A 13,964-nucleotide genomic window follows, 5' to 3' on the forward strand; every position below is an offset into this window, starting at 1 on the left:
CCAAATCGAAGCGAAAAGAGGATCAAATAATGGAGATTAGGATACTAAATTCATTGGATGCAGAAGATTATTGGAGATTAAGGTTAGAAGCATTAAAGCAAAATCCGGAGGCTTTTTTAACAAGCTATGAAGAAGCGGTCAAAAGAGAAAATCCAATTGACCAGACGGCCCGAAACCTTGATGCAGAAGACAGCTATACATTTGGAGCCTTTGAAAAGGAGGAACTGATTGGGGTAGTGACGCTGCTTCAAGAGAAGTCCATTAAGCTTAAGCATCGGGCCAATATTTTTGCAATGTATGTAACGCCCAAAAAACAAGGAATAGGTGTTGGGAAAGCGTTGCTTACAGAGGCGATCGAAAAAGCTAAAATGATTGAGTCGATTGAAAAAGTAAATTTATCCGTCACTGCAAGTAATGAAAAGGCAAGGAAACTCTATATCAAATTAGGATTTAAAACATACGGGTATGAGGAAAATGCTCTAAAAATTAATGGAATCTCCTATGATGATGAACATATGGTTCTCCATTTAAAATAAAAACCCTTAAAAGGAAACAGGTACTGGCAATTAAATGATTTGTAAGATAAACGAGTTATTGACAGAATAAATATTGAAAACTTGACGTTAAACTGCCATTTAGATCACATAAAAATTGATAGATTCATGATAAAATAGATGGCAGAATGGAGGTCAGCATAAAATGATTACTTTTTACAAAGTCATTGTTTTCATACATATTTTTTCAGCCATTTTAGGTATGGGTCCCGGTTTTATTTTAACCACGGTTATCAAAAACGGGAATAACATGACCGAGTTAAGACATTCTTATAGAATTAGACATAAACTGCATATCTTTGTCATGATTGGCGGCATTCTTTTACTACTTTCCGGGCTGACAATGGGAATGATGAATCCAAGCCTCTTTCATATGGGGTGGTATGTGACAAGTCTTGTTCTCTTTTTGCTTGCCCTTGCAATCGGTCCGGTTGTCTTATCGCCTAGATCGAAACCGGTAAAAGCACTATTAGACTCTTATAAAGGTGAAGAAATCCCTGCAGAGTATTGGCGCTTATCGAAAATTTTGATTCGATTTGAACACCTGGAAAATTTCATTTTTTTAATCATAATCACCCTCATGATTTTAAAACCCTTTTAATGAAATAGCGTATACTAATCAAACGTTTGATTAAATTCAAAAAAATAAAACGAAGAAGGTCGGCTTCTTCGTTTTATGCTGAATGTTTTCGATGTTCATGCTTAAATTGATATAGCATTTGTTCTGAAAGGGCTGTGTATCCAGCTGAATTGGGATGGACGCCATCTGAAGATAGATTTTGTTGTTTTTCCCCGTTGATGACCTTTGTCGTTTCTACAACGAGGGATGAAGCATAAAGGTTTGCAACCTCATATATTTTTAGATTCCACTTTGGCAGCAATTGATCGGCCAGCTTATACATTTGATTAGAAGGTGGCAGTGGATTATACAATTCCAGAAATACGATGGTCGTGTTCGGATTTAATTTTTTAATCCTGGACGCGATATCAGACAAATTGTTCGAAAAGCTGGATTGTAAATGATTAAAGGTTTGGAACACGCTTTGGAGGTTTTGTTTTTTTGCCAACCTGAGAATATCATTACCTCCAACATTAATCGTAACAATGTCTGCTTTCCGAATCTCACTGTCAAATCGGCCGGTTTGGACCAGTTTATTTAATTCCCCGCTTGTGATCCCATTGATTCCTTCGTTTTGAAATTGAATTTTTTTATGGATTTGTTTTTCTAATCTGTTTGAAAATTGAGAGACGAGATTTTCATTCCTTCTTGCCCCGACTCCTCTTATCACCGAATCACCGAGAGCAAGGTGATAAATTTGACCCTTTTTGGCACTTTGAAAATAATGAAGATACGACAAGTTTGCATTGTCTTTGCTAACTTCTAATGCCTGTTTTTTCATATTATAAATTTGGTATTGAGGGTAATAAACCCATGCGGTAATACCAAGGCCAATGATTAAGATGAGAACGAAAAGATATTTAAAAATTTTCATATTCCTACACTCCTTGATTATCTTATTATATCAATGAATAGGGTAAAAATATGTAGGGAGTGCTTGCCATTCCTCGCTGGTTGGATTTAATGGCACCGATTATCCCGTTTTTCCGTAGAATAATGTGGGAGGTTTTGCTATGTATCCATATACCAATTATTATGACGCCATGTACCGGCAGCCTAATAAATTAATCAGTGATGTGGAAAAGGCGGTAAATGGTGAGTACAGTGCGATTCATTGTTATGCTAAATTGGCTTCGATGGCTAAAAATGAAGAGGAACGGAAGCGAATTCTTGAAATACGTCAGGATGAATTGAAGCATTTTCAACATTTTCAACAGGTTTATATGAACCTCACAGGAAAAAAGCCGCATCCGAAAATAGTGGAAGAGTGTCCAAATCATTATCTTGCCGGCTTGGAATTTGCCATAAAGGATGAGCAAAAAACGGTTGATTTTTATCATGAAATCGCCGATGATGCCACGGATCAAAGTATCAAAGATGTCTTTCGAAGAGCGGCAGCAGATGAACAAAATCATGCGGTATGGTTCCTTTACTATTTTACTAAACATAAATGATTTGCCACAAAATAACAATTTTTCCTTGATTCTCAAAAACATATCAAGTATGATGAAAATACGAAAAAACGGAAGGGTGACGGAAAGCCAATGATCTACTAATCCTATTTTAGAAAAAATTCGTATCATACGAACATATTTCTGGATAGGATTAGTGCGGGCTTTTTTCAAAAGAGGACAATGGTAGCGAACTATACCAGGACTTTCTCTGCCCATTTAAACCTCCTATCCAGATTGATGGATAAGGAGGTTTTTTAATGGAAAAAGCAAAATCGGATTTAACCTTAGGGGCGTTGTTAAAAAATCAAGTGATTCGCACGATTCTGCTCTCGACATTTTTCCTGCAAATCGGGATTTGGGTGCGAAATTACTCCATTTTGTTATTTGTGATTGAGAAGACTCATGAAAATCCAGTTGCCGTTTCGCTCATTTCTGTGGCCGAATTTGCGCCGATTTTTCTGTTTTCCTTCATCGGCGGAACCTTCGCCGACCGCTGGAAACCGAAACGGACAATGATCTGGTGTGATTTCTTAAGTGCCATTTCGATTTTTGTTGTATTATTGACGCTTGTTTTTGGCGGCTGGAAAGTGATTTTCTTTGCGACACTAGTTTCTTCAATTCTGTCACAGTTCTCACAACCTTCAGGAATGAAGCTGTTTAAGCTGCATGTGAAGGAAGAGCTGATTCAGATGGGGATGTCCATCTATCAGACAGTCTTTGCCTTGTTTATGATTCTCGGTCCGATTATCGGAACCTTTGTTTATCAGCATTATGGCATTAGTGTTGCCATTGCGATTATGGGAATTGCCTTTTTGCTATCTTCAGGAATTCTCTTCCTGCTGCCGCCGGATTATCAAGTCGCGGAGACAAAAGTACAAACCACGATCATGCAAGAAATGAAGGCAGGATTCAGTTATGTCTGGAATAGCCGTGCACTGACATTGCTTGGCGGCTGTTTTGCAGCAGCAGGATTTGGATTGGGATTGACCCAGCCGCTGACGGTTTTCCTCGTTACGGAAAGGCTTGGCTTGCCGAAAGAAATGCTGCAATGGTTAATGGCAGCTTTTGGAATTGGTATGATTTTAGGTGGCGGCCTCACGGTGGGAATTGCAAAGAAAACCCCTCCACAAATTCTGCTTGCAATGGGGATGACTGTCAGTGCGATTGGATTTTTCGTCATGGGCTTTTCCGAACTATTTTGGCTGACACTGACCGCAGAATTCCTGAGCGGATTGTTCATGCCATGCATTCACATCGGTATTAACACGATGATTTTAAAGAACACAGAGGCTGAATTTATCGGTCGTGTGAATGGGATATTAAATCCAATGTTTATGGGAACGATGGTGATTACCATGACTTTAAGCGGTTGGTTGAAACAAACCTTCTCGCTGCTTACGATGTATGAAACATCGGCATTCCTATTTGTGATCGGGGTCCTCTTCCTCGTTCCTTTGTTTAAAAGTTCACCTGTATTGAATAAGAGTGAAGAGGCTTAGAATGTAAAAAAGCAATGCGAATTCCAATCGCATTGCTTTTATGTGCGCTTGGCAGCGCATCGCTCTAATGGGTGAAAGTCCCTAACATGCCGTTGTGGCGGAAATGTATAGCTGACAGGTAGTGCGAGTATCGTGAGATTTCGTGCGGAGGACTTGAAGGCAAAACTCGGAACAGGTGGCTGTAACCATGTTGGCTGGTAAGGTGGGATAACCTTGCATAAAATGGGGATGTCCAATACCACTCTGTATCTTATTAGTTATGAGGACTGGATTCGAGTGAAAGGCGATGAACGTGACCCAAGGAGATCTCATCATCTCCACCGTAGGTGGTAACTCTTTTTCAAAGCCGCGAAGGACAAGAAATGGATTATGGAAGGTGAGAAGTCAGAGCAGGGGATAGTAGTGAATAAACTTGTTGGAAACGCCACAAAGACAAGTGACTTATCACAAAGTTGATAAGGCGGGCACTGACTCAAAAGGCAGTGGACTGATGCGAAGCCCGTCTGTCCATCGAAGAAAAGCAATACGAACTTATTTACTCGTCATGTACTAAACAGAAGTCGATGAGGCAGAAAGCCGAAGAATCGAGACCGAAAGAAAGTAGGTTGTTTAGGGCGAAGTACTAATATCAAATATCAGCCATTGGTTTACCTATTCAGTTGATATTGTATTGGGAAAGGAATCGAATGCATGAATGAATCAATAGGAAAACGAAGCTTACGTGTAGTGGAGAATTCTAAAAAGAAACGCAAGTGGTACAGCCTAATGGATAAATTATGGAACTATCAAAACCTGGAACAAGCTTTCTATGACGTGAAGAAAAATCGCGGTTCACACGGAGTGGATAAAGTAACGATTAAAGATTATGAAATTGAATTGGAACACAACTTAAGAGTGCTCCAAGAATCTTTGCGTTTGAAAACATATCGTGCAAAACCAGTTAGAAGAGTTTTTATTCCAAAAGCTGATGGTACAAAACGTCCACTGGGAATTCCAACAGTAGAAGACCGAGTTCTCCAAGCTGCAACTAAAAGAATACTTGAACCAATCTTTGAACAGAAATTCTTAGACTGTAGTTTTGGATTTCGTCCGAACCGTAGTGCACATATGGCGATAGACAAAATCCGAAAGGATTTGATGGATGGGTACACCTTTGTAATTGATGCCGATATAAAGACTTATTTTGATTCAATTCCTCATGATAAGCTTATCGAATTAATCAAAGAAGAAGTTGTGGATAATAGAGTATTGGCGCTAATTTTGCAGTTCTTAAAATCGGGAATCCTTGAAAATGGTATTTTCTATGAGAGTGACAAGGGGAGTCCTCAGGGTGGCGTAATCAGTCCATTGTTAGCGAACATCTATTTGCATCCGCTCGATGAAATGATGATGGAAAGAGGTCACCGTATTACAAGGTACGCGGATGACTTCGTCATCTGTTGCAAATCCCGAAAGGGAGCAGAAAGAGTACTAAGAACGGTAGTGAAGCTCTTAGATGAAAAGTTAGGATTGAAAGTGCACCCAGACAAAACTAAGATTGTAGACAACTACGAAGAACCGTTTATCTTCTTAGGGTATGTTTTCAAAAGAGGATATTTCCATTCTCCATCAGACAAAGCAGTAAAGAAGTTTAAGAAAAGTATCAAAGATGTAACGAAAAGAAATCTAACAGTTAACCTGGAAGAATTCGTCAAGCATCGATTAAATCCCATTATTAGAGGATGGGGAAGATACTTTGGAATTGGCTTTTCAAAAAAACTATTTCAAAAATTGGATACATGGATTCGAAGAAGGCTAAGAATGATTCAGTTAAGAAGCTGGAGAAAAATAAGAAAGCTCCACAGGGAGCTTCGGAAAAGGAATTGGAAGGGTGAACTTCCGCATCTTTCAATGACTAGATGGAGGAATTCTAAGACTGAGCACGTTCATTTTGCGATTCCGAATGAAAGGTTTCGGGAAATTAAACTTGTTTTTCTTTTAGACATATACAACGAACTACATCCCCAAAGGGGATAAAGTGGAGGAGCCGTATGCGATGACCCGCACGTACGGATCTGTGAGAGGCGCATGAAATTTCTCATGCGCCTACTCTATTTTGATCACGTTTCCATAAGGGAAGTTTTTTTATTAATAGAAGCAAGAAGCTCCAACGATAATTAACAGGATAAATAATACTACGATTAAAACAAAACATCCACCGCCGTATCCAAATCCACCATATCCACAACCACAACCGCCATAGCCAAATCCGCCATACCCAAACATAGGAAATCCCCCTTTCAAAAAATTGATTGAACCAGCTAAATAAATTCCCGCCAATATTGACGGCACCTGCAATAAATGAAATTGAACCATTTCGTCCGCATTCATCCTTGCATGATATAGGTAATAACAAAATATGAAATTAACGAAAAATTGTAAGGGCATGTGCCTATTTATAGGAGATACATAAAAAATGCAGGCGAGAATTAGTTTCAATTATAAAATGCCAATTATGCTATAATGGTTTTTGTATGAAGATGTTCAAGGAGGTTTGTCACAGTGAAAGTGAATCCGATTCCTTTAAATCCTATTGCCTTTCATTTAGGGCCAATAGCTTTCCATTGGTACGGAATTATTATTGGTTTTGGGGCATTATTGGGGCTGTATATAGCCATGCAGGAATGCAAGAAAATGGGAATTTCTCCCGATCACCTCGTTGATTTTGTTACGATAGCATTACCGGTGGCCATTATTTCTGCAAGAATTTATTATGTTTTATTTGAATGGAGCTATTATCAAAAACACCTATCGGAAATCCCAGCCATCTGGCATGGGGGGATCGCCATTCATGGCGGATTAATAGGTGCTATTCTTACGGCAATCATTTTTACACGAAAAAGAAAAATATCATTTTGGAAGCTGGCTGATATCACAGCACCCAGCATTCTGCTTGGACAGGCCATTGGCAGATGGGGGAACTTTATGAATCAAGAGGCCCACGGTGGACCTGTTTCGAGAGCTTTTCTGGAGCACTTGCACCTCCCAGCCTTTATTATCAACCAAATGGATATTAACGGAGTTTATTATCATCCGACATTTTTATATGAATCTGTTTGGAGCTTCATTGGCGTCATCCTTCTTCTTTCGTTAAGAAAAGCAAATTTGAGACGCGGTGAAATGTTTTTTACCTATCTGATTTGGTACTCTGTCGGCCGCTTTTTTGTTGAAGGCATGAGAACCGACAGCTTAATGCTCACAAGCCATTTGAGAATGGCCCAATTTATTTCGATTGTCATCATTTGCGTAAGTATCCTGTTATTAATGGTGCGCAGAACGAAGGGATTATCCAGTGAGCGATATTTAAATTCCGAGGTATAAACAATGGATGAACAACAAAGACAAACAGTAGATTCAAAATATATCCAGCAGCATTTAGCGAATGAAAGAACATACCTCGCCTGGGTTCGAACCTGTATAACGATAATGGGGGTCGGCTTTTTAATTACCAATCTTCATTTTTCTACTCTATCTTCTAAGGTTTTCATGGCTGATATTTTAGCCCAAATCATTGGACTGGCCTCTATTTTTGTGGGCATTGTTGCCTTAATTATTACAACGGTCAGCTATTTTAAAAAAGGGAAGGATATTAACCAGCAGACGTTTACCTTTTCAAGAAGATTGGTGATCTTCTTATCTGTTGCGTCAATTTTGATTTTCATTATTTTTGGTGTTTATTACTTATATGTGTGGAGAATTGTTTAATTCGAGGGGCCTGGTGTCAAAGGAAATTTATTTTTCAATGGCACCAGGCTTTTTTTAATAGGCTGTGTTTATGGCAAAAAAAATAATCGCATCCGTTTCTGAATGCGTCCTTCTTTTAGTTATCTCTTTTTCTTTTTGGAATTATCGACAATAGCGGCGGCCTTAGATTGTTTAACCGTTTCTAAAATAACTTGGACATGAACCTTTTTTTCATCAATACTATTAACACTTGATACTTTTGCTTTTCGTCCTTTAATAGTTAAATCGTCACCAACAGATGGAACATTATTAAGCAGTTGATTTAATAAAAGATTTTTGTTTTCGAAAAAATAAACAACAAACATGTTAGCATCCCCTTTTTCATATGGACTAAAAAATGCTCATATAAAATATATGAAGTTTGTAAGATTTTTAGAAACTGAGGAGTGGACCGATTTTGGATATCAAATTAGATGATTTAACAGGACCTGAAGTGGCGAAATTAGTGGGCGAGCATCTTCAAGGGATGGCAGAGAATTCTCCGCCGGAAAGTATCCACGCCTTAAACCTTGAAGGCTTGAAAAAACCGGAAATTACTTTCTGGAGTGCGTGGGAACAAGGCGAATTACTTGGCTGCGGGGCACTGAAAGAACTTGACGGCGAGCATGGTGAAATAAAATCAATGAGAACTTCATCGTCCCATTTAAGAAAAGGTGTTGCCAAGCAGCTTCTTCAACATATAATTGAAGAGGCAAAGCGTCGTGGCTACCGAAGACTGAGTTTGGAGACTGGATCAATGGATGCTTTTGCACCCGCTAAAAGGCTTTATGCAAGTTTTGGTTTTCAATACTGCAAGCCCTTTTCCGATTATATTGAGGACCCAAACAGCGTATTTATGTCATTGGAATTATGATTCATCGAGCAAAGAAAGGGGTAGTGGCATGAATTTTAATCTGAAGGAAGCAATTGAGATTCTCGAGCGAACACCACAAACCTTAGAGCATTTTTTATCCGGTTTATCGGAAGGATGGTTACAGTGTAACGAAGGGGAAGGAACCTGGAATGCATCTGAAGTGATGGGGCACCTCATTGATGGAGAAAAAAATAATTGGATCCCAAGGCTGGAAATGATCCTTCAGGATGGCGAAAAGAAACCATTTCCTCCATTTGATCGTGATGCGCACTTACATGAAAAGCCTGTAAGGTCAATTGAACAAAAGCTGCTTGAATTTAAAACTCTTCGCGCACAAAATATAAACAGACTTAAGGATCTTATTGAACCTGAATGGCATCTTGAATTGACAGGTACACACCCTGCATTTGGAACCGTGAAGGCAAGAGAATTGATTTCTACGTGGGTTGTTCATGATTTAACACATATTGCCCAAATTGTTCGGGTAATGGCTGATAGATATAGAGCAGACGTTGGACCTTGGATTGAGTATTTGGGTATTTTGAAAAAGTAGTATTGACTGTTGCTGCCAGTTTTGGTGGCTTTTTTAATGAAGAAAAAAAAGATCCAGCCAGCAGCCGGATCAAAACAAAATATATAAAAGGGGGTTAGGTATGAAAAAGAGCAATTCAATTTCATATAACTATGATACCCCGATGAAATGAACAAACTATGAACAAATCATTACACATATTTAAAACTTTTCTATTAAACGGTTTCCTGAATCGCAAACTTTTGGTTCTGACGAATTTGAATGACAAATCCCGAAGCCACCGCGCAAAGAACGCCTGCAAAAATAAAAATAAACGTATAAGAGCCAGTAATAGTATGTAAGGCTCCACCTCCAAACGCAGCAACAGATGCACCTAATTGATGTGCTGCCCAGACCCAGCCAAACACGACTCCACTATTTTCACCGAATATCTTATTGCATAGGCGAACGGTTGGAGGTACGGTCGCAACCCAGTCCAATCCATAAAAAATGGCGAAAATCGTAAGACCCCAAATCGTTCCGGAATTTAGCGCAGCCGGTAAAAAAATGAGCGACAGTCCTCGTAATCCATAATACCAAAATAACAGCCAGCGGCTGTCCCAGCGATCCGAAAGCCATCCGGAAAGTGTTGTGCCAACAATATCAAAGATTCCCATAAACGCCAGCAAACTAGCGGCGGTTACTTCCGGTATTCCGTGCTCTCCACATGCCGGGATCAAATGGGTGCCAATTAAACCGTTTGTTGATAAACCGCAAACAAAGAAACTCCCGGCCAGCAGCCAAAATTCCTTCACCCGCATCCCTACCCGCAATCCTGTTAATGCGGTGCTAAACGGATTTCCATTCATAGTTTGCAAAGGTTTCGGCGGCTCCGTCGTTCCGTAAGGCAGAACCCCAACATCACTAGGTCTCTCTCTCATAAACACCAAAACTAGTAAATTTACCAAAAGAGATGCGAGCGAAGTGACCAAGACAGTCACTTGCCAGCTATTTTCCGTCGCTAATTTTGCTAATAGCGGTAAAAAAACAAGCTGCCCGGTTGCGCCGCTCGCGGTAAGGATTCCCATCACGAGCCCTTTTCGCTTAACGAACCAGCGGTTGACGATTGCGGCTCCAAGCACCGAGGACGTAAACCCCGTCCCCATCCCGATGACTAGACCCCATAACAGGGTAAATTCCCACGTGTTTTTCATCCAACAGGATAGCCCCGTTCCGATGACTAACATTGATAAAGCAACAATCATTACTCGTTTGATCCCGTATTTCTCCATTATGGCGGCTGCAAATGGCCCACAGAGACCGTATAAGGCTAAATTAATCGCTAGTGGAAACGTGGTACCCATCCGGTTCCAGCCAAACGCACTTTCTAACGGAAGAATCAGCACGCCAGGCGTTGAGCGAACTCCTGCCGAAACCAATAATGTTAAAAAGGCAATGCCCACAACAGTCCAGCTATAATGGAATCGTCTAAATGGAAAACTCTGTCTGCCCATCTTGCTTCCTCCCCCTTGACATATGTTCCTATTATAAACGAATTAAATGAATTGTTCGTATATTTTTTATCATTTAAGATTGAGAGGAAGTCCTAATTCGTGGCATAGAGAACAGCAACTGGCGGAAGAGGTGGCTCAACTGTCGGATGGCGTTCTCCAACTGGCGGATAAGGTGGCTCAACTGTCGGATGGCATTCTCCAATTGTCGGATAGGGTGGCTCAACTGTCGGATAGCGTTCTCCAACTGGCGGATAGCCCTCTTCCACTGGCGAATAGTTCCTTCCATATAAAAGACCAAATATATATTAATATTTTTCATGATAATTCGACATAAACAGGTGGAATGATCTTTTTTTTCCCCCATTTATCTTCTATTATCTGAGTTTCAATACGAATAGTGTCGATTTTAACAAAAAATAATCGGAATATTTTGTTTCTTTACTCTTTCATATTTTGCTACAATAATACATATCTACTAAATCGCAAAAAAATGTAAGCGCATTATCAGTGAATTTATGACTTTTGTCAAATGGAAGAGAAAGTAGGGGGAATGATATTTTGTTAGAGTTGGTACGTGATAATCGAATGCTTTTTCCAATACTAGATGATGATTATATCGAAAAAATGGCTAACTTTTACACTAGTGAAGCAGCACAAATAATCTTTCCAAATCTGCAAAAGGTTCCATTTGAGGAATGGCTTTACCGTCAGTATTTCACGATGTTAAAAAAGAGTAGTTGATCAAAAAAGGGCTGGCGGAACAGCCTTTTTTTATTGTATATTTAGATATTTGCTGTTAAAATAATCCAAAATATAATGCGAGGGTATTTACCATGGCAAAGAATGCAAATACAGGAATCAATGCCGAAATAAAAGCAGATGGATCCTTTAATCGTCAAAAGAATCAATTTACTACGCCATTTGGCGGTAAGACGGTTGAACTTCAAGTAGAGGCAGGAAGGTACCGGCTCTTATGGTCCGCCGTTTGTCCTTGGGCTCATCGTGCCGTGATTGTAAGAAGAGTACTTGGATTAGAAGAGGTCATCAGTTTAGGGACTGCAAGCCCCATGCGTCCAAAGCTTCCGCATGTCGATTGGGAATTTTCATTAGATGAACATGGGGTAGATCCGGTTTTGGGAATTCGCTATTTGAGTGAAATTTATAAAAAAACAGACCCGGAATATACGGGCAGGCCTACTGTTCCGGTAATGGTAGATGTGAGGGCTCAAAAAGTAGTCAACAATGATTATTTTAAACTCACAAACTATCTCGAAACCACCTGGGCACCGTTTCATAAAGAAAATGCCCCGGATTTGTATCCTCAACATTTACGGTCCGAGATTGATGCATTAAATGATCGTATTTTCCATGATATAAATAATGGCGTGTATAAATGCGGTTTTGCTCAAACACAGGAGGCCTATGAACAGGCATATGACACGTTATTTGCAAGATTGGATGACTTGGACGAGCGATTATCTGCCCGGCGGTTCTTGTTTGGGGATTATATTACAGACTCGGATGTTCGTCTTTATGCTACATTGGTTCGCTTCGATGCAGCGTATTATTCAGCTTTTAAATGCAATCGAAATCGGATTGTAGATTTTCTGAATTTATGGGGTTATTTGCGCGATCTTTATCAGACGCCAGGATTTGGTGATACAACCGATTTTGATGCCATCAAACGGCATTATCATTTATCCAATCATATTGCCAGTGATGACCAAAAAGGACATAATCGTATTTTGCCGAAGGGGCCGGATTTGTCTGGTCTTCATTCTGAGCATAATCGCCTTCGAATAAGTAATAAAGAAGAAAAGTTTATCATTCACTAAGGAGAGACTACGCGATGATCGTACGTGAAGTATTATTGGAGGAGCTGCCATTCATTCGGGAACAAAGAGTTTACGCGTATCAAGAACACGCGGAACGGATTCCAAGAAAACATTGGCATGCATTAAAAAAGGCCATTTCCTCCGAGGCTGATCTGCAGCCGGGGGTTGACCGGATTGTTGCTGAAATAGATGGTGTAATTGTAGGAAGTGTCGTTTTATTTCCGGCAAAAACGGATGCTTATGAAGGATTTGTAAAGGAGTTGGAATATCCTGAAATCCGCATGCTTGCCGTTAGCCCTGAAGCTCGGGGCAAAGGAGTAGCCAGTGCTTTGATTTCTGAATGCATCGAGCGCGCAAAGAAAAAGGGCTTCCATTCCATCGGGCTGCATACGGGCGAATTTATGGCAGATGCAATGAGATTGTATGAGCGCCTTGGCTTTGAACACCTGCCTGAATTTGATTTTGTCCCTGCAGATGATGGGATCATTGTGAAAGCGTATCGGCTGTCTTTTTAATGTAAATAACAAGTGGCTGTCCCAAAACAAAAGGTCAGACCCCACAACGTCAATATATAGCACTATATTGAGTAGGGGTCAGACCCTTTTGGGAAAGCCTCTTTTATATTGATTAGAAGGTATGGGCTAAATCCTTGGCGCGTGCAATGGCATTTTCTTTGATTTGCTGCGCTTTATCCGGCATTGCATTTTGACCTTCTACAAATAACCCTTCAAACGAAGGGACGCCATAGAATTGCATAATAATATCTAGAAAGCGGTGACCCATTTCCATTTGAGCTGCAGGGCCTTCTGAATAAATTCCCCCACGTGCTTGAATATGTAAGGCTTTTTTGTCAGTTAAAAGCCCTACCGGTCCTTTTTCTGTATATTTAAATGTTTTACCAGCAACGGAAACCGAATCAATATAGGCTTTCATTACTGGAGGGAAGGAAAAATTCCATAATGGGGTGACAAAAATATATTTATCACCAGAAACAAACTGTTCAGATAACTCAGAGAGCCGGCTGACCTTTGCTTTTTCTTCAGAGGATAGATCTTCCATACTGCCTCCAGACCGTAGTTTACCCCATCCGCTAAATACATCCACATCTAGCTCCGGAATGTTTTCTTTATAAAGATCAATATGAACAATTTCGTCATTTGGATTAATCTCTTTATAGGTATCAATAAATGCTTTCCCTACTGCCATACTATAGGATTGTGTGTCATCATGAGGATGTGCTGTGATATATAGAACTTTTGCCATATTCTTTCCCTTTCTTTCTTGCAAATTTGATACGTTAGTTTTTGCAAAAAAGAAGAAACCATACGAAGAATTTTTCAAA

At 39.9% G+C, this 13,964-nt stretch carries 18 protein-coding genes; 13 read left to right on the top strand and 5 right to left on the bottom strand.

Going from position 1 to position 13,964, the window contains the following annotated elements:
* Positions 1-29 precede the first annotated feature (29 nt).
* Together ACZ5XR_RS01380 and ACZ5XR_RS01385 are read left to right on the top strand one after the other, a co-directional pair.
* On the top strand, positions 30-536 hold the full coding sequence (locus ACZ5XR_RS01380) for an N-acetyltransferase family protein (protein WP_464499929.1): 507 nt from the start codon (positions 30-32) through the stop codon (positions 534-536).
* Between the two features lie 163 nt (positions 537-699).
* Positions 700-1,155, top strand: a complete 456-nt coding sequence (locus ACZ5XR_RS01385; protein ID WP_464499930.1) for a DUF2269 family protein — start codon at positions 700-702, stop codon at positions 1,153-1,155.
* A 73-nt stretch (positions 1,156-1,228) separates the two neighbouring features.
* Here the strand turns inward: ACZ5XR_RS01385 and ACZ5XR_RS01390 are convergent, their stop codons facing one another.
* A complete protein-coding gene (locus ACZ5XR_RS01390; RefSeq protein ID WP_464499931.1) occupies positions 1,229-2,047 on the bottom strand; it encodes a GDSL-type esterase/lipase family protein in 819 nt (272 codons plus the stop codon).
* Positions 2,048-2,186: 139 nt separating this feature from the next.
* On the opposite strand from ACZ5XR_RS01390, the gene ACZ5XR_RS01395 reads away from it, so the two are divergent.
* The 3 genes from ACZ5XR_RS01395 to ltrA all read left to right on the top strand — a co-directional run bounded on the left by ACZ5XR_RS01395 (position 2,187) and on the right by ltrA (position 6,142).
* Positions 2,187-2,627 carry a ferritin-like domain-containing protein gene (locus tag ACZ5XR_RS01395; protein ID WP_464499932.1) on the top strand — a complete coding sequence of 147 codons (441 nt, stop codon included), beginning with the start codon at positions 2,187-2,189 and terminating at the stop codon, positions 2,625-2,627.
* Between the two features lie 257 nt (positions 2,628-2,884).
* The gene (locus tag ACZ5XR_RS01400; protein WP_464499933.1) at positions 2,885-4,126 is read left to right on the top strand and encodes an MFS transporter; all 1,242 of its coding nucleotides are present in this window, start codon (positions 2,885-2,887) and stop codon (positions 4,124-4,126) included.
* Between the two features lie 690 nt (positions 4,127-4,816).
* On the top strand, positions 4,817-6,142 hold the full coding sequence (ltrA, locus tag ACZ5XR_RS01405) for a group II intron reverse transcriptase/maturase (RefSeq protein ID WP_464497298.1): 1,326 nt from the start codon (positions 4,817-4,819) through the stop codon (positions 6,140-6,142).
* A gap of 111 nt (positions 6,143-6,253) precedes the next feature.
* Here the strand turns inward: ltrA and ACZ5XR_RS01410 are convergent, their stop codons facing one another.
* The gene (locus tag ACZ5XR_RS01410) at positions 6,254-6,391 is read right to left on the bottom strand and encodes a YjcZ family sporulation protein (protein ID WP_464499934.1); all 138 of its coding nucleotides are present in this window, start codon (positions 6,389-6,391) and stop codon (positions 6,254-6,256) included.
* 276 nt (positions 6,392-6,667) lie between these two features.
* Here ACZ5XR_RS01410 and lgt point away from each other — a divergent pair, with 276 nt between their 5' ends.
* Positions 6,668-7,486, top strand: coding sequence for a prolipoprotein diacylglyceryl transferase (gene lgt / locus ACZ5XR_RS01415; RefSeq protein ID WP_464499935.1), 819 nt, complete (start codon positions 6,668-6,670; stop codon positions 7,484-7,486).
* 3 nt (positions 7,487-7,489) lie between these two features.
* Entirely contained in the window at positions 7,490-7,870 is a 381-nt protein-coding gene (locus ACZ5XR_RS01420) for a YidH family protein (RefSeq protein ID WP_464499936.1), read from the top strand.
* 119 nt (positions 7,871-7,989) lie between these two features.
* On the opposite strand, the gene ACZ5XR_RS01425 is transcribed toward ACZ5XR_RS01420, so the two are convergent.
* Positions 7,990-8,214, bottom strand: a complete 225-nt coding sequence (locus ACZ5XR_RS01425; protein ID WP_464499937.1) for a hypothetical protein — start codon at positions 8,212-8,214, stop codon at positions 7,990-7,992.
* 92 nt (positions 8,215-8,306) lie between these two features.
* On the opposite strand from ACZ5XR_RS01425, the gene ACZ5XR_RS01430 reads away from it, so the two are divergent.
* Both ACZ5XR_RS01430 and ACZ5XR_RS01435 read left to right on the top strand, forming a co-directional pair.
* Positions 8,307-8,762, top strand: coding sequence for a GNAT family N-acetyltransferase (locus ACZ5XR_RS01430; RefSeq protein WP_464499938.1), 456 nt, complete (start codon positions 8,307-8,309; stop codon positions 8,760-8,762).
* Positions 8,763-8,790: 28 nt separating this feature from the next.
* Positions 8,791-9,315: a DinB family protein gene (locus ACZ5XR_RS01435; RefSeq protein ID WP_464499939.1), complete on the top strand. Its 525-nt coding sequence runs from the start codon at positions 8,791-8,793 to the stop codon at positions 9,313-9,315.
* 194 nt (positions 9,316-9,509) lie between these two features.
* On the opposite strand, the gene ACZ5XR_RS01440 is transcribed toward ACZ5XR_RS01435, so the two are convergent.
* Positions 9,510-10,787: an MFS transporter gene (locus tag ACZ5XR_RS01440; protein ID WP_464499941.1), complete on the bottom strand. Its 1,278-nt coding sequence runs from the start codon at positions 10,785-10,787 to the stop codon at positions 9,510-9,512.
* A gap of 46 nt (positions 10,788-10,833) precedes the next feature.
* On the opposite strand from ACZ5XR_RS01440, the gene ACZ5XR_RS01445 reads away from it, so the two are divergent.
* The 4 genes from ACZ5XR_RS01445 (at position 10,834) to ACZ5XR_RS01460 (ending at position 13,137) form a co-directional block, all read left to right on the top strand.
* Positions 10,834-11,121, top strand: coding sequence for a hypothetical protein (locus ACZ5XR_RS01445; RefSeq protein WP_464499942.1), 288 nt, complete (start codon positions 10,834-10,836; stop codon positions 11,119-11,121).
* Positions 11,122-11,345: 224 nt separating this feature from the next.
* Positions 11,346-11,528: a hypothetical protein gene (locus tag ACZ5XR_RS01450; protein ID WP_464499943.1), complete on the top strand. Its 183-nt coding sequence runs from the start codon at positions 11,346-11,348 to the stop codon at positions 11,526-11,528.
* A 92-nt stretch (positions 11,529-11,620) separates the two neighbouring features.
* Positions 11,621-12,622, top strand: coding sequence for a glutathione S-transferase family protein (locus ACZ5XR_RS01455; RefSeq protein WP_464499944.1), 1,002 nt, complete (start codon positions 11,621-11,623; stop codon positions 12,620-12,622).
* 14 nt (positions 12,623-12,636) lie between these two features.
* Complete coding sequence (locus tag ACZ5XR_RS01460) at positions 12,637-13,137, top strand: GNAT family N-acetyltransferase (RefSeq protein ID WP_464499945.1); 501 nt, start codon at positions 12,637-12,639, stop codon at positions 13,135-13,137.
* A 112-nt stretch (positions 13,138-13,249) separates the two neighbouring features.
* Here the strand turns inward: ACZ5XR_RS01460 and ACZ5XR_RS01465 are convergent, their stop codons facing one another.
* Positions 13,250-13,885: an FMN-dependent NADH-azoreductase gene (locus ACZ5XR_RS01465; RefSeq protein WP_464499946.1), complete on the bottom strand. Its 636-nt coding sequence runs from the start codon at positions 13,883-13,885 to the stop codon at positions 13,250-13,252.
* Positions 13,886-13,964: the final 79 nt, after the last annotated feature.

The sequence above is a fragment of the Neobacillus sp. Fa239 genome, assembly GCF_055395235.1.

Coding starts and splice junctions, on each gene's coding strand:
- ACZ5XR_RS01380 (WP_464499929.1), top strand. CDS start 30: ATGGAGATTAGGATACTAAATTCATTGGATGCAGAAGATTATTGGAGA.
- ACZ5XR_RS01385 (WP_464499930.1), top strand. CDS start 700: ATGATTACTTTTTACAAAGTCATTGTTTTCATACATATTTTTTCAGCC.
- ACZ5XR_RS01390 (WP_464499931.1), bottom strand. CDS start 2,047: ATGAAAATTTTTAAATATCTTTTCGTTCTCATCTTAATCATTGGCCTT.
- ACZ5XR_RS01395 (WP_464499932.1), top strand. CDS start 2,187: ATGTATCCATATACCAATTATTATGACGCCATGTACCGGCAGCCTAAT.
- ACZ5XR_RS01400 (WP_464499933.1), top strand. CDS start 2,885: ATGGAAAAAGCAAAATCGGATTTAACCTTAGGGGCGTTGTTAAAAAAT.
- ltrA (WP_464497298.1), top strand. CDS start 4,817: ATGAATGAATCAATAGGAAAACGAAGCTTACGTGTAGTGGAGAATTCT.
- ACZ5XR_RS01410 (WP_464499934.1), bottom strand. CDS start 6,391: ATGTTTGGGTATGGCGGATTTGGCTATGGCGGTTGTGGTTGTGGATAT.
- ACZ5XR_RS01420 (WP_464499936.1), top strand. CDS start 7,490: ATGGATGAACAACAAAGACAAACAGTAGATTCAAAATATATCCAGCAG.
- ACZ5XR_RS01425 (WP_464499937.1), bottom strand. CDS start 8,214: ATGTTTGTTGTTTATTTTTTCGAAAACAAAAATCTTTTATTAAATCAA.
- ACZ5XR_RS01435 (WP_464499939.1), top strand. CDS start 8,791: ATGAATTTTAATCTGAAGGAAGCAATTGAGATTCTCGAGCGAACACCA.
- ACZ5XR_RS01440 (WP_464499941.1), bottom strand. CDS start 10,787: ATGGGCAGACAGAGTTTTCCATTTAGACGATTCCATTATAGCTGGACT.
- ACZ5XR_RS01445 (WP_464499942.1), top strand. CDS start 10,834: ATGAATTGTTCGTATATTTTTTATCATTTAAGATTGAGAGGAAGTCCT.
- ACZ5XR_RS01455 (WP_464499944.1), top strand. CDS start 11,621: ATGGCAAAGAATGCAAATACAGGAATCAATGCCGAAATAAAAGCAGAT.
- ACZ5XR_RS01460 (WP_464499945.1), top strand. CDS start 12,637: ATGATCGTACGTGAAGTATTATTGGAGGAGCTGCCATTCATTCGGGAA.
- ACZ5XR_RS01465 (WP_464499946.1), bottom strand. CDS start 13,885: ATGGCAAAAGTTCTATATATCACAGCACATCCTCATGATGACACACAA.